Origin of the sequence: Exiguobacterium sp. FSL W8-0210, assembly GCF_038006045.1 — a bacterium.
Lineage (GTDB): Bacteria > Bacillota > Bacilli > Exiguobacteriales > Exiguobacteriaceae > Exiguobacterium_A.
The window spans coordinates 1,343,165-1,363,347 of sequence record NZ_JBBOUK010000001.1 but is presented as its reverse complement, the minus strand read 5'-3'; the positions used below and the strand labels follow the sequence as shown (position 1 = coordinate 1,363,347).

13 protein-coding genes and 2 pseudogenes are annotated in these 20,183 nt (G+C 40.1%); 4 read left to right on the top strand and 11 right to left on the bottom strand.

The genetic code is table 11. The features are described 5' to 3' along the window. Positions 1 to 103: 103 nt before the first annotated feature. Entirely contained in the window at positions 104 to 1,687 is a 1,584-nt protein-coding gene (locus MKY22_RS07035) for an IS1182 family transposase (protein WP_341086759.1), read from the top strand. A gap of 212 nt (positions 1,688 to 1,899) precedes the next feature. Here the strand turns inward: MKY22_RS07035 and MKY22_RS07030 are convergent, their stop codons facing one another. Next, positions 1,900 to 4,620 (bottom strand): ATP-dependent Clp protease ATP-binding subunit, encoded by a 2,721-nt coding sequence (locus MKY22_RS07030; protein WP_341087761.1) that lies wholly within the window; start codon positions 4,618 to 4,620, stop codon positions 1,900 to 1,902. Positions 4,621 to 5,742: 1,122 nt separating this feature from the next. Here MKY22_RS07030 and MKY22_RS07025 point away from each other — a divergent pair. Beyond that, positions 5,743 to 6,952, top strand: a pseudogene (locus tag MKY22_RS07025) (IS3 family transposase). Positions 6,953 to 7,021: 69 nt separating this feature from the next. Here MKY22_RS07025 and MKY22_RS07020 read toward each other — a convergent pair. Further along, the gene (locus tag MKY22_RS07020; protein WP_214730096.1) at positions 7,022 to 9,559 is read right to left on the bottom strand and encodes an ATP-binding protein; all 2,538 of its coding nucleotides are present in this window, start codon (positions 9,557 to 9,559) and stop codon (positions 7,022 to 7,024) included. A gap of 889 nt (positions 9,560 to 10,448) precedes the next feature. Between MKY22_RS07020 and MKY22_RS07015 the strand changes: the two genes are divergently transcribed. Then, on the top strand, positions 10,449 to 10,853 hold the full coding sequence (locus MKY22_RS07015; protein ID WP_214730097.1) for an RrF2 family transcriptional regulator: 405 nt from the start codon (positions 10,449 to 10,451) through the stop codon (positions 10,851 to 10,853). Positions 10,854 to 11,511: 658 nt separating this feature from the next. Here the strand turns inward: MKY22_RS07015 and MKY22_RS07010 are convergent. The 4 genes and pseudogenes from MKY22_RS07010 to MKY22_RS06995 all read right to left on the bottom strand — a co-directional run. Next, a pseudogene (locus tag MKY22_RS07010) lies at positions 11,512 to 12,102 on the bottom strand (transposase); the annotation flags it as partial. A gap of 263 nt (positions 12,103 to 12,365) precedes the next feature. Then, positions 12,366 to 13,592 (bottom strand): acyltransferase family protein, encoded by a 1,227-nt coding sequence (locus tag MKY22_RS07005; RefSeq protein WP_341087749.1) that lies wholly within the window; start codon positions 13,590 to 13,592, stop codon positions 12,366 to 12,368. Next, positions 13,486 to 14,370 carry an acyltransferase family protein gene (locus MKY22_RS07000; RefSeq protein WP_341087747.1) on the bottom strand — a complete coding sequence of 295 codons (885 nt, stop codon included), beginning with the start codon at positions 14,368 to 14,370 and terminating at the stop codon, positions 13,486 to 13,488. Before MKY22_RS07000 ends, MKY22_RS07005 begins: the two co-directional genes overlap by 107 nt. 203 nt (positions 14,371 to 14,573) lie before the next feature. Continuing rightward, positions 14,574 to 15,248, bottom strand: coding sequence for a 5'-methylthioadenosine/S-adenosylhomocysteine nucleosidase family protein (locus tag MKY22_RS06995; protein ID WP_214729756.1), 675 nt, complete (start codon positions 15,246 to 15,248; stop codon positions 14,574 to 14,576). A 168-nt stretch (positions 15,249 to 15,416) separates the two neighbouring features. On the opposite strand from MKY22_RS06995, the gene MKY22_RS06990 reads away from it, so the two are divergent. Next, a complete protein-coding gene (locus MKY22_RS06990) occupies positions 15,417 to 16,400 on the top strand; it encodes a ketoacyl-ACP synthase III (RefSeq protein WP_341087745.1) in 984 nt (327 codons plus the stop codon). A gap of 46 nt (positions 16,401 to 16,446) precedes the next feature. Here MKY22_RS06990 and MKY22_RS06985 read toward each other — a convergent pair whose 3' ends face one another. The 5 genes from MKY22_RS06985 to MKY22_RS06965 form a co-directional block, all read right to left on the bottom strand. Then, on the bottom strand, positions 16,447 to 16,977 hold the full coding sequence (locus MKY22_RS06985) for a GNAT family N-acetyltransferase (RefSeq protein ID WP_341087742.1): 531 nt from the start codon (positions 16,975 to 16,977) through the stop codon (positions 16,447 to 16,449). Positions 16,978 to 17,039: 62 nt separating this feature from the next. Further along, the gene (locus MKY22_RS06980; RefSeq protein WP_341087740.1) at positions 17,040 to 17,510 is read right to left on the bottom strand and encodes a DinB family protein; all 471 of its coding nucleotides are present in this window, start codon (positions 17,508 to 17,510) and stop codon (positions 17,040 to 17,042) included. Between the two features lie 126 nt (positions 17,511 to 17,636). Then, positions 17,637 to 18,449, bottom strand: coding sequence for an ankyrin repeat domain-containing protein (locus tag MKY22_RS06975; RefSeq protein WP_341087736.1), 813 nt, complete (start codon positions 18,447 to 18,449; stop codon positions 17,637 to 17,639). A gap of 444 nt (positions 18,450 to 18,893) precedes the next feature. Then, positions 18,894 to 19,451, bottom strand: coding sequence for a hypothetical protein (locus MKY22_RS06970; RefSeq protein ID WP_290778726.1), 558 nt, complete (start codon positions 19,449 to 19,451; stop codon positions 18,894 to 18,896). 2 nt (positions 19,452 to 19,453) lie between these two features. Beyond that, positions 19,454 to 20,092, bottom strand: coding sequence for a hypothetical protein (locus MKY22_RS06965; RefSeq protein WP_290778724.1), 639 nt, complete (start codon positions 20,090 to 20,092; stop codon positions 19,454 to 19,456). Between the last annotated feature and the right edge of the window lie 91 nt (positions 20,093 to 20,183).

The following is a 20,183-nucleotide window of genomic DNA, read 5'->3' as shown; positions in this document are numbered from 1 at the left end:
CGAGGGCCTTGTTCTATGACGAAAAACCGATTCTGAATAAACAAATAAGGACAACCTCTGATAAAGTTAAAGTGACTAAACTATAACCATCGGAGGTGCCCTTATGTTTAAAGATTATAACATGAACCAGCTGGTTCTGCCCTTAGATTTAGAAGTTCGTCTTCAAGAAAATGATATCGCGTTCGCTGTCCATCATCTCGTCGAATCCATTCCGGATGATGTTTTCGATCCTTTCATGCGGACGACGGGATGCCCTGCTTATCATCCGCGGATGATGATGAAAATCATTTTATGTGCCTACACACAGTCGGTCTTCTCCGGTCGGAAGATTGAAGGATTACTATCCGATAGTCTGCGGATGATGTGGCTAGCGCAAGGGAATGCGCCGAGCTATCGTACCATCAACCGTTTTCGAGTGCATCCCGCAGTCACTCCAATCTTGAAGCAAGCCTTCGTTACCTTCCGTTGCCATCTCGTCGAGATGGGAGAAATCAATGAAGAAGCCATCTTTATCGATGGTACAAAGCTAGAGGCGAATGCGAACCGATACACCTTTGTTTGGCGGAAATCGATCGAACGTCATAGTTCGTCTCTCGTGGACAAATCGAATCGTATCTATGACAACCTCGTCGAACAAGACATCCTACCGGAAATTGAACGAGAAAGCCCGGACGAGCTCACTCTCTCAGAACTCGAACACATGGGTGAAGCTTTAGACGCACATATCGCTTCCATCAACCAAAAAATCGAGGCGAGTTCGGATACTCAAGAAAGAAAACGTCTACGTTCTGAACGGAAGGAACCACGTCTCCTTCGAAAGGAGATTACAGATTTCATCGAGCGGAAACAGAGATACGCCCTCCAAAAGAGGACGCTCGCTGGACGGAACAGCTATTCGAAAACAGACACAGACGCGACGTTCATGCGAATGAAGGAAGATCATATGCAAAATGGACAACTCAAGCCAGGCTATAACGTTCAAATCGCGACCGAAGGACAGTACACACTCGCTTATGATATTTATCCGAATCCGACGGATGCCCGGACGTTACTCCCCTTTTTAGATGAGATCAGCTCATATTTACCACTACCACCGCATATCGTTGCGGATGCCGGCTATGGGAGTCAGGAGAATTATCAGGATATTCTGATGCGCCGAGGGCGCATTCCACTCATCCCTTATACGATGTTCGAAAAAGAAAAGTCTCGAAAATGGCGCAATGATCCATTTAACACAGTAAACTGGTCTTATGATGAAAGGTCGGATCGTTTTGTGTGCCCTAATGGACAGGACGTAACATTCCGTTACATGTCCAAGAGAACAGATCGGTACGGATTCACGCGTGATTTCAAGGTGTATGAAAGCGAAGGGTGTGATGGCTGCCCGTTTCGCTCCCGTTGTACCAAGGCCAAAGAGGGTCGTCACCGACAGGTACACATAAACACTTCATGGGAAGAACAAAAAGAACAGATGAAAAAATGGCTTTCAGATCAAAAAACAGGATCCCTCTATGCGAAACGGAAGATAGACGTGGAACCAGTTTTTGGATATCTGAAGGCTAATTTGAGTTTCACTCGCTTTTCTGTGAGAGGAAAAGCGAAGGTGAAGCGTGAGCTCGGCTTCATCCTCATGGCCGTAAATTTAAGAAAATGGCTCATCCAAAGCGTTGCCCGAAGGGCAACTTGACGCGAGACAATGAAAAAAGAAGGAATTGCACATCCTGAGTGATGGCAATTCCTTCTTCTCGTTAAATTCAGCTAGTTATGTCCCAGCCTCGTTATCGTTATCCAACATCGCATAATAATCACTCTTATTTTCAACTACACAGTTATCAGAGAAGAATGAAAAAACGCTGTTGACACCTTCTCTAAAATATAGGCTATTCTCCCAAAATTGGTTTAATCCTCATTAGTCTCCGTGCGTTCAAAAACAATCTGTTGTGATTGTTCGTCCCATTTAGCTAATATTTTATCCCCTTTCTCAATAGCCCCTCCTAAAATTTCACGAGCTAATTTCGTTTCTAGCTCACTACGGATTACACGTTTGAGTTCTCGGGCACCAAATTCAGGTTTGTACCCTTCTTCTGTAAAGTGCCGAGCTAAAGTTTGATCGAAAGAAATAGTAATACCCTGTTTCGACACATTCTTCGCGACACGTTGTAGTTGAAGTGATACAATTTCGTTTATTTGATCCTTATTTAAAGCACTAAATACAATAATTTCATCAATCCTGTTTAAAAACTCAGGACGGAAATGACTTGCCAAGACAGTCATAACTTCTTTTTTTACGCCTTCATAATCTTCTTTAGAAGAACTATCGCTGTTTAATCTAGTACGAATAATATCTGACCCTAAATTTGACGTAGCTATAATTATCGTGTTGGTGAAATCTACAACTCTTCCTTTTCCATCAGTAAGTCGTCCATCATCGAAAACTTGAAGTAAGATATTGTACACGTCAGGATGAGCCTTTTCAATTTCGTCTAACAATATCACGCTGTAAGGTGAACGTCGTACTTTTTCGGTGAGCTGACCGCCTTCATCATAACCCACATACCCAGGAGGAGCACCTACAAGACGTGCTACTGCATGCCGCTCTCCATATTCTGACATATCAATTCGTAATAATGCATTTTCATCTCCATAAATAACTTCTGATAAAGCCTTTGCAAGCTCGGTCTTACCTACCCCGGTAGGTCCTAAGAAAAGAAAAGTAGCGACAGGCTTATTTTCTTCGCGTAATCCTGAACGAGACAAACGAACTGCATCTGAAACAGCGTTTACTGCCTCTTCTTGACCTACTAAGCGCTGATGTAGTTGTTCTTCCATGCGTAAAAGTTTGTCTTTTTCTTCTGTTGTTAGTTCGTTCACTGGAATGCCAGTCAAATGCGAAACCACATGAGCAATATGTTCAGGTTTTACCTCTGTACTCCCTGAGCCTTTTTCGGATTCCCAATCTTCTGTTAATTTCTTTAACTCACTTTCTTTTTCTTCAATAACTTTTGTAAGTTCGCTTGCTTTATCATACTGCTTTCTATTTGCAACGTAATCTCGCTCTCTTAGAAGGTGCTGCAATTCAGCTTCGATTTCTTGAATTCCGGCAGGACGTGAAGTGGCAATTAGTTTAACTCTAGCTGCCGCTTGATCAAGAAGGTCAATGGCTTTATCAGGTAAAAAACGAGAAGGAATATATCGATCTGATAACTCTACTGCAGAAATAATAGCTTCTTCGGTTATAGTCACCTTATGATACGCTTCAAAAGTATCGCGCAAACCTCTTAAAATCATAATCGTTTGCTCTGGAGTCGTCTCGTGAATAGTAACCGGTTGAAATCTTCTTTCTAAAGCCGCGTCTTTTTCAATGTACTTTTGGTATTCATTCAGAGTAGTCGCGCCAATGAGATTCAACTCTCCTCTAGCAAGCATTGGTTTGAAAACGTTAGCTATATCTAGACCGCCTTCTTCACCACCTTGTCCAGCGCCTACAATCGTATGGACCTCATCAATGAATATAATTAAATCATCTTTATTTTCCGATATTTCCTTCAACACTTTTTGAACACGTTCTTCAAACTCTCCTCTGTATTTTGATCCAGCAACCATTGCATTAATATCTAACTCCATTAATCGCTTATCCTTTAAACCTTCAGGTACTTCACCGTCAACAATTCGTTGTGCTAACCCTTCTACAATAGCAGTTTTCCCAACCCCTGGATCACCAATCAGTACTGGATTATTTTTTCTACGTCGAGCTAATATCTCTATTGTGGTTTCCACTTCTTCGGCACGACCTATGACCGGATCTAGCTTTCCTTCTTTAGCCATCTTAGTAAGATCGCGCGAAAATTTCTCCAGTTCAGGGGTGTTACTCACATTGGATAGACCTCCTTTGTTTTCACCGTTCCCGACAACCCTACTCACTTGCTGTCTTATAGATTGAGGCGTCAAACCATATTTGCGAAGGATGTTTGCAGCCAGCCCCTCTCCCTCTTCAGATAAACCAATCAAAAAATGTTCGGGACCAACATAAGTGTGTCCTAGATCATTTGAAGCAATAAAAGAACGACTTAAGGCGTCTTTTACTCGCGGTGAAACGCTAATCTCACCTTCATGTAGTTTCTCTCCATGTTTCGCCTCAGCTTGAATTTGTCTTTTCAAATCTTCCACTTTAATTTTGAATTGATTAAATATACTTTGAACAACCTCACTATCTGTCAACGCCAACAATAAGTGCTCTGTATCTATTTCGGGTCTGTTAAATTCAGATGCATATTGTCCCGCTTTTTGAAGCATCTCTTCCGCGTTTTCACTCAATCGGCTAGTTAAAGCACTACCACGCTTTTGCGGTGCCACTTCGCTCGAGGTTTCATCATAAAAATTTTCTTTACTAACTTCTTCATCTACATTAAAAAAAGGTAGTTTGCTCGAAAAAAAGTTATCGAGCATAGTGCCACGTATTCCAAATAACGATTCGATTGGAGAAATGTTTAATCCATTGCGTTGTAAAATTTCTTGATAATGACCTTCACATAACTCCATATTTCGTAACTGACCATTCAAGTTTGCTTGGACTCTGACTGATGCTGGCTTTCCACAAATATCACATGTGTTCTTCGACATCTTCCCTACCTCCTTAATCAATCGTATAGTTTAGTCTATACATTATACATATTTCCCCGAGATTACTTAACGTAAAACATGATATCTATAATAAATAATTGTTTTTAGATCACTCTTAAAAGAAATGCTGACTTTAACATATCTGTGCATAAGATACATTCGTCCTTTAGATGGGCGATTTGTCAAATTAAGCGCAATACTTCCTCGTAAAGGCCCACTGTGCCGTTTTCCAGTTCAGAACTTTCTCGGCCGCCCGTTGTTCTGGGCGAGTGTGTCCGCGAATTCTTCATGTATCTATATTAATAATTACAGAGAGGAATGCATAAGATGATATAAAGGACCATTGTAGGAGGTATTGCAGTCACCTTACTCAATTATTTTTGTGAGTATTAAAGGACCAGACTATGAAGTCGTGAGTATACAAAAAGAAAATGCAGAAGCCCTAAAAAAGTATATAACGAGATTGAAATAGAGCCATCAAGACTACACGATATAATATTCAGTTGAACGGTCACATCTCAGAACGCTATTATAGAATTGCTCATTAGCTATGCTGCAGACCTCCATACTGATTTCTATCCTTTCTTTTTAAGGAAGACATATTTACTAGTGAAATTGGCTTGGGGACATAATGGAATGGAAGTGAAGGCATCCAAGTTAAACCATCATTATTATGACAGTAGTGCAAAGAAAATTAAAAAGACGCATTCTCATCACTTAGCGGTATCAGATCGTGAAACGTCTAACATATGTATCTTTTATCAAAATGCAATGAACGTATACCCTAAATAGAATGATCATGGAGAAAGGGAAAGTCGACAGTCATAATCACCTTGCAAAAAGAAAGGTGGAGACGCTTCAATCCAAGCGACTCAACAACGATTAGGAATGTCATTATGTGTAGGGAACGACTAGGGAATTGCCGATCGTAAAATCGCATATGAAGGAGAATGGATAGAAAAGATAGATTCTACTATTTAGAGAATGGAAAAGACACCAAACGACATAAAGCTGAACTGAACCCTGAATGGTGGACACTTGATAAAAGACCCCATTCGGGGTTTTTTGTGTTTAAAGATATCGATATACTGTACCTATTCAATTTAGACGGGAGAACTATTCATGAACAGACGCACCTTCAATCCAGATCAAATCAGACAACTTGAAGCGAATCTTCACGTAGCCTCTGTATCAGATCGTACGATTCAATACAAAGGAGAATTTAAGATTCACGCTGTACGTGAGAATCTAGCTGGTAAGCGACCGATACAAATCTTTGAGGAAAGCGGCTTTGACTTGGACATGATCGGTAAGCAAACGCCGAACGACGACTTGCGAGAGCTGAAGCACGAATCAAGTACCTAACAGCGGAGAATGAATTACTAAAAAAGCTAGAAGCTCTCGAATGAGAGGCGAAGTACCGAAACTAACGGCATCTGAACGCTATCAGGCAATCAATATTGTCTTACGAAAACAATCGTCGAGTCGGTTCGTGACGGATCTATGTATGCTCGCTGAAGTGAGCCGCAGCGGTTATTACGCCTGGCTCGCACGTACAGATAGTGTTTCCCTTCGGGAAGAACGTGACTATGCGGACTACCTCCTTCTAAAACATGTTCATGATCGTCATAAGGGAAAAATCGGCTATCGTGGTCTTTACATGGAGATGCTTGATCTTATCGGGGTGCCGATGAATCATAAACGTATTTTGCGTATCATGGGGAAGTTTGGAATCGTGATGAAAATCCGTAGGCAGAACGCCTACCGTAAAATCGCTAAAGCGACATATGAACATAAGACGGTACCAAATCACTTGAACCGTCGGTTCGATCAGCAGGAGCCTGGTAAAGTATTCGTCACAGACATCACTTATCTCCGTATTGGATCTTGCCAAACTGTTTATCTTTCTTGTGTGAAGGATATCGCTACACATGAAATTATGGCACATCATGTATCTAAAAACCTCCATATGGAACTCGTCCTTCATACAGCGAATAAACTCGCAGAACGACTTCAAGGGAACATACACCCGGAAGCCATGATACATTCTGATCAAGGATTCCATTATACGCATCCTGCTTATCAAACACGCATCCATGAGATGGGAATGCTTCAATCCATGTCTCGTAGAGGAAACTGCCTGGATAATGCCCCGATGGAATCGTTCTTTGGGCACTTGAAAGATTATGTCGAGTATAAATTAGCATCTGACCTCGATGAGGTCTGTGCCATGGTCGATGCTTATATTGATTATTACAATAGCGAACGAAGACAATGGAAACTACAAAAGATGACTCCGGTACAATACCGCAGCCATCTCATAGCAGCTTAAAACGTTAAGGGTGGTTTTATTAAACTGTCCAAACTGTAGGGCTCAGTTCAAATAGAGCGGTATTTTCAATTAGTCTTTATTCAACGTACTGGAAGGAAGGGCAATCGGAAAACCGATTGTAAAAGTAGAACCAATACCGAGTACAGACTCGACATCAATTGTTCCATTATGATACTTGACGATTTCCTTGCAAATCGCAAGCCCTAGACCGGTACCCCCAATTTTTCGTGTTTCTGAATTATCAACACGGTAAAATTTATTAAACAATTTCGGTATTGCATCTTGAGATATACCAATTCCATCGTCTTGAATTCGAATTTTAGCGAAGCCCAAGTCACTCGTAATGTGTATTGATATTGTGCCTCCATTTGGTGAGTATTTGACAGCATTACTCAAAAGATTGTTCAACAATTGTTTTATCTTTTCAGGGTCACCGTTAATCGTGATGGGCTGACTCGGTTCAAAAATTATGTGATGCGTTTCATGGGAGACAGCATAGAACTCAATTAAATCCTGTGCAATTTCGACAATATCGAATGTCATCATTTCGTATCGATATTCGCTTGATTCCATACGCTGCACATCGAGAAAATCATTGACAAGTCTTGTCAAGCGACCTGTTTCTGAGTGAATCGTTTGAAGATACTTCCGTTTTCTATCATCTTCAAAATCCTTGTTGAGCATCAATTCGGTAAAGCCAGAGATAGATGACAAGGGAGTACGGAGCTCGTGTGAAACGGTCGATACGAACTCTTCTTTCATTCGTTCCGCTTCAGTTTCTTTTGTTACATCCCGTAAGACAAGCATCGTACCTTCCCATTTCCCCTCCACTTCGATTTTTTCAACATAAATTTGAATATAACTACTATATCCTCGAATGGAGACAACTAAGCCATCTTTTGGTAGGGTGTGCGCGATAATTTGTTCAATAAAGCAGTTGAATGGGGTCGGTTCATCAATAATAGAGGCGAATGCCTGCATTGCTTGATGAAAAGTAGAACTGTCCTCATCCTTATCATTGATCAAAATTTCGGGAAGTAGTGTCATCAAGGGTTCATTAAATAGTAGCTCATTCGTTTCGTGTTCAAGGTATATGACTGCTTCACGAATCGAGTTCAAAATTTGTGTGGTCTTATTCTTTTCTTTAATCAATTGTTCGTAAATGCCCATTCGCATAAGTGATAAGGATAATTGTTGCGAAAAAGATAGAATGTCATTTATTTGCTCCGTATTAAACGGATCCTTATACCGGACCAAGTAGATACAAGCAATCATCTGTTGACTATTTGGATCAAGAACTGGTACAGCGACCTCATACATATAATAAGGATAAGGTAAAGGATTTTCATGTGTAACTTGCTTCGATGAATTCATTGGTCGCTTTAAAAGACGTACTCTATGGAATAAAGATTGATCACTTGTAATCAATTGTTCGACCATTTCTTCCGACATCCCATAATTAATTTTCGAGCGAACTTCTTGTTGATCGAGGAAGAGTAGAGCACCAATTTCAGACTGTGTAATCGATACCAGTTTCTCAATAATTTCAGGATATGCAGTCAACGTCTCACGAGAAGCCAGTGTTTCGGTAAGTTCATTTCGATATTTAAGGCGTTGTTCATTCTGAAGTGTAAGACCAAATGCTTCTTCAAGTTCTTCTTGTTGCGCCTGTAACTCTTCCTGTTGGGCGATAAGTTCTTCTTGATGAATTTGTAGTTCTTCATTTTTTGTCAACATATGCACTTTATTATCAGCAATTGATTTTGCCATATGGTTAAAAGTATTCGTTAAATTATAAAGTTCATCTTGTCTTTTTGGGAGTGGAATGTTTTGAATATCCTCTCCCTCTGTAAGGAGTGCACTGTCTCGAGATAATACGTTAATCTGCTTCGTCACTCTTTTTATGAACGGTCGTACAAGTGAGACCAAGACAAGAATCAAAACAAGAAGGTTAGAGAGCCAAATGAATTGAGATATGCGCATTTCGTTCAATAAGTCATGTTTTGCATTGGCTTCCTTTTCTTGAATCAAATTTAGAAAGTTATCTAACAAGATATCAATTTGTGTCATTTGAATACGATTAGTAGCTTCACGACTAGAAGCACTTAATGTTCTGTTTATATTGAGAGAACTTTGAGTGTTAGAAAGAGCTGCAAGGATTTCTGAATTGATAAACTTTTCGTCAATCTCACCTTTCCTTTTTTCATCGACATATTCTAAGAGTGATGGTATCGATTGATTAAAATAATCGTTATACAGCTGACGTGTTGCAACTGCATACTCTTTGCCTTGATCGTAAATAGCATTTTTTTCGAACCACTTCGTCAATCGATTGATTTCTTTCTGATTACCTTTCAAGGAATCCAGTGCTTCGTTTGAACCAGTTAATAAATAGGTTTTGGTATTGTTTTGAGCGAAAGACCATTCACTTGCCAAAGCATTTGCGTTTGTTCGACGTTTGTTTAAATCATTAAATGTGGAATTGGCTTGAGTAATCTTTTGCTCTGTATAAAAATAGACAATGCCGGATGTAACGCTTAATACGATGAAGACCATATAAAACGCAAACATCAATTGGCGACTAATGGTATGATTAATCCATTTCACAGATATGTCCTCCATATTTGTTTGATATATAGATAAGCTAATTATTACGAAAAATAATCATTACTTCATTACAATAAACAATAATTTTGTACTTCTTAGTTTGAAGTTAAATTTAAACATAATATTATTCTTATCTATTATACTTATATTTTTAATACATCTAATTGTATGATATACATGTACTAAATTTCTAGTTGATATGTTGTTTAAATTTTATTATTTTTTTTAAAGGTACATAGTGTATATAATTATGACATTACAATTTTAAACGTATTTAACGATGAAAATTAGAGATCCTTTTATTGATCAAAAGGATTTGTTTAGAAAGGGTTTTTTTGATGAAAAAATCATCCTTATTAGCTAAAAAACTGAATCAAAAGTTTGAGCAGAGTGAAATTTCTTTTTCCACTACTGTATTGAAACCGAGCGAACCATACGTTTTACTTATCGAAGATCACGCTCGGCGAAATTGTAAGTCTTCACCGACGAAATATAAGGAATTGCACGATGAAGTTGCAACTTCTATTCGCCATTACTATAGAGAGTTGGAGGGTGCAGAAAATACCATATTATTTGAAGAAATATTCATTAGTCCTGCGCTTCTTTACTCTTCTTATCATTATATAGTGACTTTCATATAATTTTTCCATGCCTATAAAACTCGCTTTCGCTTATGAAAGTATTGGAATGGTAAGAAACGTTCAAGAAGATAATACTACACGTAAATTCCCATGATTTAATTACTATTCTTCTAAATATTATTATCTTTATTTTTTCTATACTCCACATATATGTATAGGCATGATATTTGATTCTTTTTCTGTTAGATGATGAGGATTACTAAATCTATAAAATGAACCATAAAATCTAAAGAAATGAGGAGGTAGTCATGGAAGTCAATCATCCAACAAAGCATGCAATATTATTGCTGCTGTTTGCTGCATCTCATCCAACACGTTTAGTGAAAAAAAGTGAGGTTGCACAATTTTATGGAGTTCATGAAAACTCTTTGACGAAAGTTGTTTATGCCTTACAAAAATCTAACTACATTGAGACCAAAAGAGGGAGAAATGGTGGATTAAAATTAGCTAAATCGCCTATAGATATTAATATGGGGGAGATTCTTAATTTGTTTGAAAATGTAGGTGGTTCAAAGAATAAGAAAATAAGTAGTGATGATCAGTTTATAGTCGAACTGTTTTTAGGACGTGCTTATACGATGTTTTCTGAATTTCTCCATTCAATTACGTTGAAAAATATATTAGATAAGCGTGAAAAAATTCTCAGCGAGTAAGTTTGGTTAATTACTATGATTCGAAAAAAATTATACAGTTTATAATAAGTCCTACATACAGCATGATGAAAAGAAAAACTAAGTCGGCACCTATCCCGATGTCAACCTGCCATAATCCTTTTATATTTTCCTTATAACTCAACATTCCTAGTTTGCATAACGTATATAGAATGTATATACAATCTGAAATCATATCATAATGATTTAATTCTTTTTTCATGCAGCGATAAAAGTCCATAAATCAATAGAATAATGGAAAGGATAGTGGACTCATTAATATAACAAGAATAAGGAACATCTATCCATTGATTTATGGAGCGATTGCACGTAAAAGCCTATGGTTGAAGGGGAAAAAATAAATTAAAAAGTTCAACTTTAATTTATGGAATCATTTATACAGAGTAGTTTATAGATAGATTTATGGACAAATTTGTAGATAAAAGAATACACATGGTGTATGATTGTTACATAGAGAAGTAACTGGTGAGCTAAGCACCATAAAAACCTGAAACTATTGCTGGACATAAGAGCCAGTTTGTTGGCGGGCAACGGAAAAACTTAGTAAAATGAGGCTGGGACATAACTAGCTGAATTTAACGAGAAGAAGGAATTGCCATCACTCAGGATGTGCAATTCCTTCTTTTTTCATTGTCTCGCGTCAAGTTGCCCTTCGGGCAACGCTTTGGATGAGCCATTTTCTTAAATTTACGGCCATGAGGATGAAGCCGAGCTCACGCTTCACCTTCGCTTTTCCTCTCACAGAAAAGCGAGTGAAACTCAAATTAGCCTTCAGATATCCAAAAACTGGTTCCACGTCTATCTTCCGTTTCGCATAGAGGGATCCTGTTTTTTGATCTGAAAGCCATTTTTTCATCTGTTCTTTTTGTTCTTCCCATGAAGTGTTTATGTGTACCTGTCGGTGACGACCCTCTTTGGCCTTGGTACAACGGGAGCGAAACGGGCAGCCATCACACCCTTCGCTTTCATACACCTTGAAATCACGCGTGAATCCGTACCGATCTGTTCTCTTGGACATGTAACGGAATGTTACGTCCTGTCCATTAGGGCACACAAAACGATCCGACCTTTCATCATAAGACCAGTTTACTGTGTTAAATGGATCATTGCGCCATTTTCGAGACTTTTCTTTTTCGAACATCGTATAAGGGATGAGTGGAATGCGCCCTCGGCGCATCAGAATATCCTGATAATTCTCCTGACTCCCATAGCCGGCATCCGCAACGATATGATGGACAGCGAACGCGATATCATTTTCTTGAAGACGAACTTCTAAATCTAAGGGCAAAACCAGCTGGTTCATGTTATAATCTTTAAACATAAGGGCACCTCCGATGGTTATGGTTTGGTCACTTTAACTTTATCTGAGGTTGTCCTTATTTGTTTATTCAGAATCGGTTTTTCGTCATAGAACAAGGCCCTCGAAACGACTACACGTTTCGAGGGCCTTTCGTTTGTGAAACTGAGTTATGTCCCAGCCTCGTTTTACATATTTTATTCGTCCGTTGCTAATTTTTCTGCGAGGACCTCGTTGAGCTTTTTGTTGAACATCGGAGCAAAACTTTCCGCATACGTATTCGTCATATGGCTGTTATCGCGATAGATGACGACATTGCCGATAACGGGACGGTACTCGCCTTTGACGTGGAAGTAACGCGTCAAATCCAGCTTATGGAGCGACTGGTTCGTTTTTTCGAATTGTTTCCAATACGCCTCATCCGTTTGATTCGGTTGTGCGTTCATCTGTTTCGTCGTGTCAGCGATGCTTGTCGTCTCCAGTGCCTCGAGTACGTTAAAATCGTATCGTGGATTGTCCCGGAGTGCTAGACCTTCGATTCCATACTCGTCCTTGACGAACTGCATCTGGTCGACCATTTGTTGATGGATGCTGTCTTTTGAAGCATCTGCTGTTACGTGTGAGATGATCAAATCAACATCGGCATCTTTCAAGTAGTTCAAGACATTCTGATTCCAGATCCCTTTTAGGGAGTCCGGTTCATATCCGGTTGAAAAACGTGTTCCTGACCGCGTCAGGTTGAGTAAACGGATGTCCGTCCCTTTGATTGCTTCATGTAAGGCACCGAACCATTGCTCTGAGTGCGAGCTACCGACGAGTGCGATCGTTGCTTTATACTCCTTCGTCTTCCCGTATTCGCCGACCTTCGCTTCCGTCTTTTGTAGCCCTTGGTTGCTACCATCCGTATGGACGAGGGGTAAGTCATTGAAGACGTTCGCATATGACGGGAATGGGTCTTGCTTCGGTACAGACAGTGCCTGTTCAATCGCTAAGGCACCCGGATATTTATCCTTACTAACGGCTTGTTTCAGCTCTTGCTCTTCCATATAAGCGAATCCGAGTAATGATCCGAGTAACAAAACGTTGACCGTCAACAGCGCACCTAATTTCTTGAACGCTGTCCGATTGACGGTTGAAGTCCGGATCGGTTTTTCAATCCATTCCGTCATCAGATACGATAAGCCGATCGACGAGACAATAATCAATGTGCCGACGAGCAGGCCAGGTGTTTGTTGGACGTTGTAGCGATAGAACTCAAGCAGTACCCAGTGCCAGAGATAAATCCCGAAGGCAATCCCCCCAAGTTTGACCATTGGTTTAGATCCGAGGAATCGTTTTAATCCGAACCGTGTCTCTTGCGTCCCTGATAACACGATCATCAAGGCGCATGTCATCGGCCAGAGTGCGATATAACCAGGGAACATTTAACAGGACGCCGGTCGTCAGCAAACCGATCAGACCAATCCAGCCAATGATCGTTGCCACCCCTTTCGGAATAAGGATCGCCGATAAGTTCACGCATAACAAACTGCCTAAGGAGAATTCCCAGACCCGTGTCGGCGTAATGAAATACGCCCATGGCTGATTGACTTCAGTCAGGTAGATCGAGTACGCGAGTGACGTGACGAACAAGAATCCAAGCAGACCATTGAGGACGGCTTTAATTGACCGAATCTGATATTTGTTCATCATCCATAAGATGAACGAAAACAAGACGAACCAAATCATATAAAACTGCCACTGGATCGATAGTGCCCAAAAATGTTCGACGGGTGACTTCATTTGAGTCGCGTCCAAGTAATCAGTACTTGAGACGGCGAGTTGCCAGTTTTGATAAAAGAACATCGAGGCGATGACTTCACGAATCGTTTTACCGAGAATCGATGCTGGTAATAAAAACGTACTTAATACCAAGACGACACCTAAGATGAATAAAACCGATGGCAACAGTCGTTTCAGCAACTTTGTCACATACGGAAGGAACTTGAACTCTCCTGTCCGGTTGATCGTCGAGATGATTGATGTCGTGATTAAAAAACCCGAGATGACGAAGAAGACATCGACACCACCTGAGACACGATTGAACCAAATGTGATACATTGCGACGAGTAAGGCAGCTACCGTGCGTAGCCCTTCGATTTCTGGACGAAACCGGCTTTCAATATCAATCCGTTTCTGACCAGATACTTTCCATTCTTGCATGCTTCTATGTCCCTCCATCTACTTCTACACCTACGAAACCTGATGATTGCAGCGCATTTCTTGTACAGTTCGGTATGTACTCACCATTTCGAGAAAACGTTTCCATTCACTATGATAGAACATATTTCAAAAAATACAATGCCAATGAACTATATTGCCGTAAGAAACTTGGAAAATATGTAAAGAAATGCATCGGGTGCAAATTACATTAGAAATCGATGCAAGTAGTCGTCAAAAATCCGTCGCATGACTTTCGGTGTGTTCTCGATATAGATCCGCATCTGTTCGACGTTTGCTTCGACAGCACCCTCGTTCTTCTCTTCTGTCGGAAAATCGGAGATGCCTTTGATGATGATACATTCGACAGCATTTTTCTGACAGATGTACGCGACAGCCCCCGCCTCCGTATCGGCAATCGTCAGACCGTTATCTCGCAGTTCGATATAGTCTCGCCACATGACGACAGCGCGATCAGCCGTTCCGATCGTTCCGAGATGAAAGTCGTTGCCATATTTTGAGACGTCGAGATTGACGATGAATGACGGTTTAATGAGTGGTTCAATCTCTTTGACCGTACAATCATATTGAACGGCACGATCTGGAACGATGATGTCAAGTACGTCGTACCTCGGGTCAATCCCGGCACACGTTCCGGCAACGATGACCTTCGTCAATGAGAAACGGAGGATCATATATTGATTCGCTCCGATGCCATTTACTTTTCGAACGCCTGTGCTGTAAAACAAGAGCGTTTCCCCTTTCATCTCGCGCGTAAAGTATTCACCATACGGATAGAAGATTCTTTCTTCAGGCGAGACATGAAAATATGCAATCGTCGCGTCGAACTCCCATGTGGTGGCGATGCTGATTCCAATCATCCTTCCTTACTCCTTTCGAGCATCCGCTAAAGACCGCTTTTTTTTCATCTAATCGAATTGATGATGTGTACGATAAGTTATATTCCTTGTGTTTAAAAGAAAATTCGCTTAAATTAGTACCTAGTACTAAAACCAAGTATAACATCTTTTTACAGGGAGGAACCATTTATGACTGCATATCATGCTCGAGTAACAGCAATCGGCTCTTACGTTCCAAATCAAATCATGACGAACCATGATTTAGAGAAACTAGTAGAAACAAATGATGAATGGATAGTGCAACGAACAGGCATCAAAGAACGAAGAATCGCGGGTCAGACTGAATCGACAAGTGATCTTGCCTATCAAGCAGCCATGAATTTAAAACAGCGTTACAATACAGAATTTCAAGATGTTGATATGATCATCATCTGTACGATGACACCCGATTTTAAGACACCAAGTACTGCATCATTGGTACAAGCAAAACTCGGTATCAATCATGCGGGTGTAATTGATTTGAACGCCGCATGTGCAGGATTTACATACGGATTACACCTGGCGAACGGGTTAATTTCATCTGGTCTTCATAAAAAAATTCTCGTCATCGGAGCAGAGACACTCTCTAACATCACTGACTATGCCGATCGAAACACATGCATTTTATTTGGAGATGGTAGTGGAGCGGTTCTTGTGGAACGCGATGAAGTCCAGTCTGACTTTATTTCATTCTACTTGAACTCGGAAGGGGAAAAAGGAGCCAGTCTCTATTGCTCGAACTTGTCAAATCACTTGTTCGAAGATCCTATCATTCCCACTAATAAACTCATCCAAAATGGACGCGCAGTTTACAAGTGGGCGGTCAGCACGGTTCCTCGTGGAATGAAACAAGTAGTGGATCAGGCATCAATGACTTTGGATCAAATCGATTGGTTCATTCCGCACAGTGCAAACCTACGCATGATTCAATCGATTTGTGAAAAAAGCAATATTCCGTTTGATAAAGCGCTTTACAGTCTCATCCATTTCGGAAATACCTCCGCTGCCTCCATTCCCTTATCTTTAGATATAGGTGTTACCGAAGGGAAAATCAAAACGGGTGACTTGCTTCTATTATATGGATTTGGTGGCGGTTTGACACAAGCTGGATTACTAATGAAATGGAGTCTGTGATTCATACAAGGAGGAAGTACAGATGCATCGTACTTCCTCCTTGTTTTTAATTCTGATGACGGACAAGCGTGGTAATATCCAGCCATTCATATGCTTCATCTTTAACCGTGACATTCCCAAAACGACTCTGGCGATGATCTATGTATTTACCTCCGAGTCGTTTGTAAAATGCTCGTCCCGGCTCATTCTTTTTCATCACCCAAACCAGCATCGAGAAGACATCTGCTTTCAGGAAATGAGCAGCGATAGTCGCCATCAATTTTTTGCCGATCCCTAAACCGTGCGCTTCAGGTAATATATAGAGGGCAGATAACTCGCCTATCCGTACTCCATCATCAGCATGAATCTGAGCTGCTGCGAATCCCACTGTGATTCCCTGTTCGTTCAATACCACATATAGGAACGTATCTTGTGAGGAATCGTTCAAAAACTGTGTCCATTTTTGTTCAGCTCGTTGAACCGAGAGTTGTGTCAAATATACATCAGGTACTAAACCGGCGTATGTCGTCCTCCACGTATCAACGTAAATTTTTGCTATTACTTTCATGTCTTTGGACGTGGCTAAACGTATATTCAAGAATTTCATCCCCCTAGCATCGGTAGCTCATAGTACTACCATTATTTTCTCATTCACCTACCTTAGTCCCAAACCCGCACACGCTCAATGTCTGCTGTTCTCAAATAATCGAGTAGCTGTCCTGTATGCACTGCTTCATGATAAGCAATTCGTAACAGCATATCACCAAGCGAACGGACATAACCTGATTCGGAACGATCAATCTGGACCGTCGCTAAATCTGATTCCGGTAATCGCCCGACATATGTCATGAATTCCTCCCGATAGACCTCCGCAAAGCCTAGCTCCTCTTGCACGGATACGAAGTCACGCCCTTCAAACGGAGACTCATACGACGATAGACTGCCTCCATTTTGTAAGGCTAAGTAATAATAATACTCGCTATCTAACACATGACGAATCATTTCCAAACACGTCATGGCGTTCTCATCCGGTTTCCAGTTCAGCTTATCTTCAGGAATCGAGCACCAGACTTTGATGCTTCTTCTTCTCACTTCATTTAAATTCCATACCATCCAATCTTTTGCGTTCATGATGTATCCTTCCTTTCGATGACGAATAAGTGTTCTCCTATCTCTATTTTGACAAAGCGATTTGAAAGTCCTTTTAAAAATAAAAACAGGAAGCCTCCGCAGATGTTTCCTGTTGTCGTCAATCGCTCACTTATTTTCTTCCTCAGACAATGCATCAATCTCTTTTTGTCTTAAAATTTCCGCAATCTGATGGTGGTCATTATCAAGTGCTGCACCACGCGCTGTCCGCCCGTCTTCATTTCGATGTAGTGGATCGGCTCCATAAGAGAGAAGTAAACGGACAATCCGTTCATAGCCGTAAGCACTCGCTAATGCGAGGACTGCCGTATCTCCATCCGCGACGTTTTCCGCCTCGATGTCGGCTCCCGCCTTTAGAAGCACTTTGACCGCTTTCGGATGATTATTTCCGACTGCGAGATACAGCGGCGTGAATCCATCTAATCCGACAGCATCGACTTCTGCTCCTGCTTCCAGTAACAGCTGGACTTTTTTCGATTTACCTTCTTGCGCCGCATAATGGAGCGGTGTCACACCTTCCCCGTCATCGGTCCGTTGATGTAACAACTCGACATTCTGTGCTAATTTCCGTAAGACTTTTTTATTGCCGGACCGTCCCGCTACTAAATGAAGCGCTGAGAATCCGTGTTCATCTAAATCAAGATGAGCACCTCGCTTGATCAAAAGTAACGCAATGTCGGTCTTTTGATCATACAACGCGATATGCAACGGTGACATCCCGTCCTGATTCGGAAGGTTAACATCCGCCCCGTGATCGAGCAACAATTCGACGATCCGTAGGTACCCTTCCTGAATCGCCCAATGAAGCGCCGCAAATCCTTCTTCATCCAGTTCGTTCAGATCGTCACCACGTTCGATGCAGCGCATTACTTGTTTTCGTTTGCCCAAAAAAGCAGCATCTTGGATGAATCGTTTCGTCATGTCCGTTCGCCCCTCACCTGTTCCATTGTCCTCCTCATTTTACAACAAGAACCTGTTATAATGCGCGAAAACCATCCTACTTGAGGATGGTTTCGACGATTATTCAGCAGGGTTAGACTCATCGCTTATCAGTCGTTCGACCAAAAACACGAATATAATAGCTGATAGGATTCCAACTACGCCTGGTAAGACCGAAACGATGGAGTCATTGAAAAAGGATGTTGGAATGAGAAATTTGAGGATCCACCTCACACTATTGAGAAATGCAAGGGATATTAATAAAATTGAGAAGACCGTCGATTTCTCGACACCTGCAAAAAATGGACGTCCTGCGCTATTCGCTTTCTTTATACCTAGCCAAGATAACATTTTCATCTTCTCCGTTCTGAAAAAATCAAAATCGTTTGGCTATTCAAAACAAGATCTGATTACTATTCTGTGACTTTATTGCCAAGTCGATAAGTTTAAATCAAACAAAATTGCTACCGCTTGCTGGTGCTCATTTAAAAATAAGAATTGATAATTACGTGTATCCAAAAATAATGATTTCGTTTTACTTGATATTGGTACATTTAAATATAACTTTTGATGGATATGCATCACCTGATTCGAATCTAATTGAAAGTTAATCTTTACGACTTCAGGAGATTTTTTCAAAACAAACTTACTCAGTACATCTTGATTCATATTCGCAGCAAAACTAAAAGTTGGTTGGTTTTTTGTGTGTTTGAATATCTTAAATAAATGTTTGGATAACTTCATTTTCATTTTCAAATCAACACTATTACTGTCTATAAATTTAACCTGTAATTCTGTTCTTTTAAATTGATTACCTTGTATTTCAGAAACGTATTGATTAACTGATGTATACTTTTCTTCAGTTTTATTTTTTTTAGTAGTCTGTTCGTCTTGTTCAAACTTAAACGTAGCAATAATAAATAAAAGTATAAGTAAACATATTGCGCAGAAGATTACAATTTTTTTAATATAAAATTTGTTCATCTTTAGCTTTTAGCATAATATACACGAGTAGAATATTTTACATCTATTGCTTCCGATTTAGATAGTGAACCTCGTTTATATACAGATACTGTTCCCATCGTTTTGACTGCTTTCGATCCAAAACTAATATAAGTTGTGTGCTTTGGTGGAATAGTCCAAGTATATGATACAGAATCTACTGTAGTTGTACCAAAACTTACCTCTGCATTAAATTTAATCTTATCTTCAATTAATGGCATATTTAGTTTTACTGAAGCTTCAGCACCAATTTTCCCATTACAAAACTGACTTCTCGAGATAAGTTTTGTTACAGTATCAGATGTCTTCCCTCCATTTTTAAGCTCTGCTTTCCAGTCAATTTGCGTGTATTTTTTTGTTTGATACGGACTATAATCACGTCCATCATAAGGAATGTAAGCTTTCCTAACTAAATCGACACTCTCATAGTCAGTCAATATAGGTTTATTATATTCATATTCTGTAACTTCAATATCACCAACATTGTCTTTAGTGATAGTTGCTTCGTCAATGTTAGCATTTGAGCTTGTTTCAACTGAATTAGCCTCTGCTAATACAAATTGAGAGCTTGAAATCAAAATACCTGTTACGACCGTTGGTACGAATAATTTTTTAAATTTCATTTTATTTACTCCTTTTTTTACCTCTATATTTTAGTAGAAATACGCTACCAAAATATCTTATCACCTCATATCGAATATTAATTAACTGTAT

What these genes read in the sequence shown, in the direction of transcription:
- MKY22_RS07035 (WP_341086759.1), top strand. Translation starts at nt 104, where the DNA reads ATGTTTAAAGATTATAACATGAACCAGCTGGTTCTGCCCTTAGATTTA.
- MKY22_RS07030 (WP_341087761.1), bottom strand. Translation starts at nt 4,620, where the DNA reads ATGTCGAAGAACACATGTGATATTTGTGGAAAGCCAGCATCAGTCAGA.
- MKY22_RS07015 (WP_214730097.1), top strand. Translation starts at nt 10,449, where the DNA reads ATGGAAGTCAATCATCCAACAAAGCATGCAATATTATTGCTGCTGTTT.
- MKY22_RS07005 (WP_341087749.1), bottom strand. Translation starts at nt 13,592, where the DNA reads ATGTTCCCTGGTTATATCGCACTCTGGCCGATGACATGCGCCTTGATG.
- MKY22_RS07000 (WP_341087747.1), bottom strand. Translation starts at nt 14,370, where the DNA reads ATGCAAGAATGGAAAGTATCTGGTCAGAAACGGATTGATATTGAAAGC.
- MKY22_RS06995 (WP_214729756.1), bottom strand. Translation starts at nt 15,248, where the DNA reads ATGATTGGAATCAGCATCGCCACCACATGGGAGTTCGACGCGACGATT.
- MKY22_RS06990 (WP_341087745.1), top strand. Translation starts at nt 15,417, where the DNA reads ATGACTGCATATCATGCTCGAGTAACAGCAATCGGCTCTTACGTTCCA.
- MKY22_RS06980 (WP_341087740.1), bottom strand. Translation starts at nt 17,510, where the DNA reads ATGAACGCAAAAGATTGGATGGTATGGAATTTAAATGAAGTGAGAAGA.
- MKY22_RS06975 (WP_341087736.1), bottom strand. Translation starts at nt 18,449, where the DNA reads ATGACGAAACGATTCATCCAAGATGCTGCTTTTTTGGGCAAACGAAAA.
- MKY22_RS06970 (WP_290778726.1), bottom strand. Translation starts at nt 19,451, where the DNA reads ATGAACAAATTTTATATTAAAAAAATTGTAATCTTCTGCGCAATATGT.
- MKY22_RS06965 (WP_290778724.1), bottom strand. Translation starts at nt 20,092, where the DNA reads ATGAAATTTAAAAAATTATTCGTACCAACGGTCGTAACAGGTATTTTG.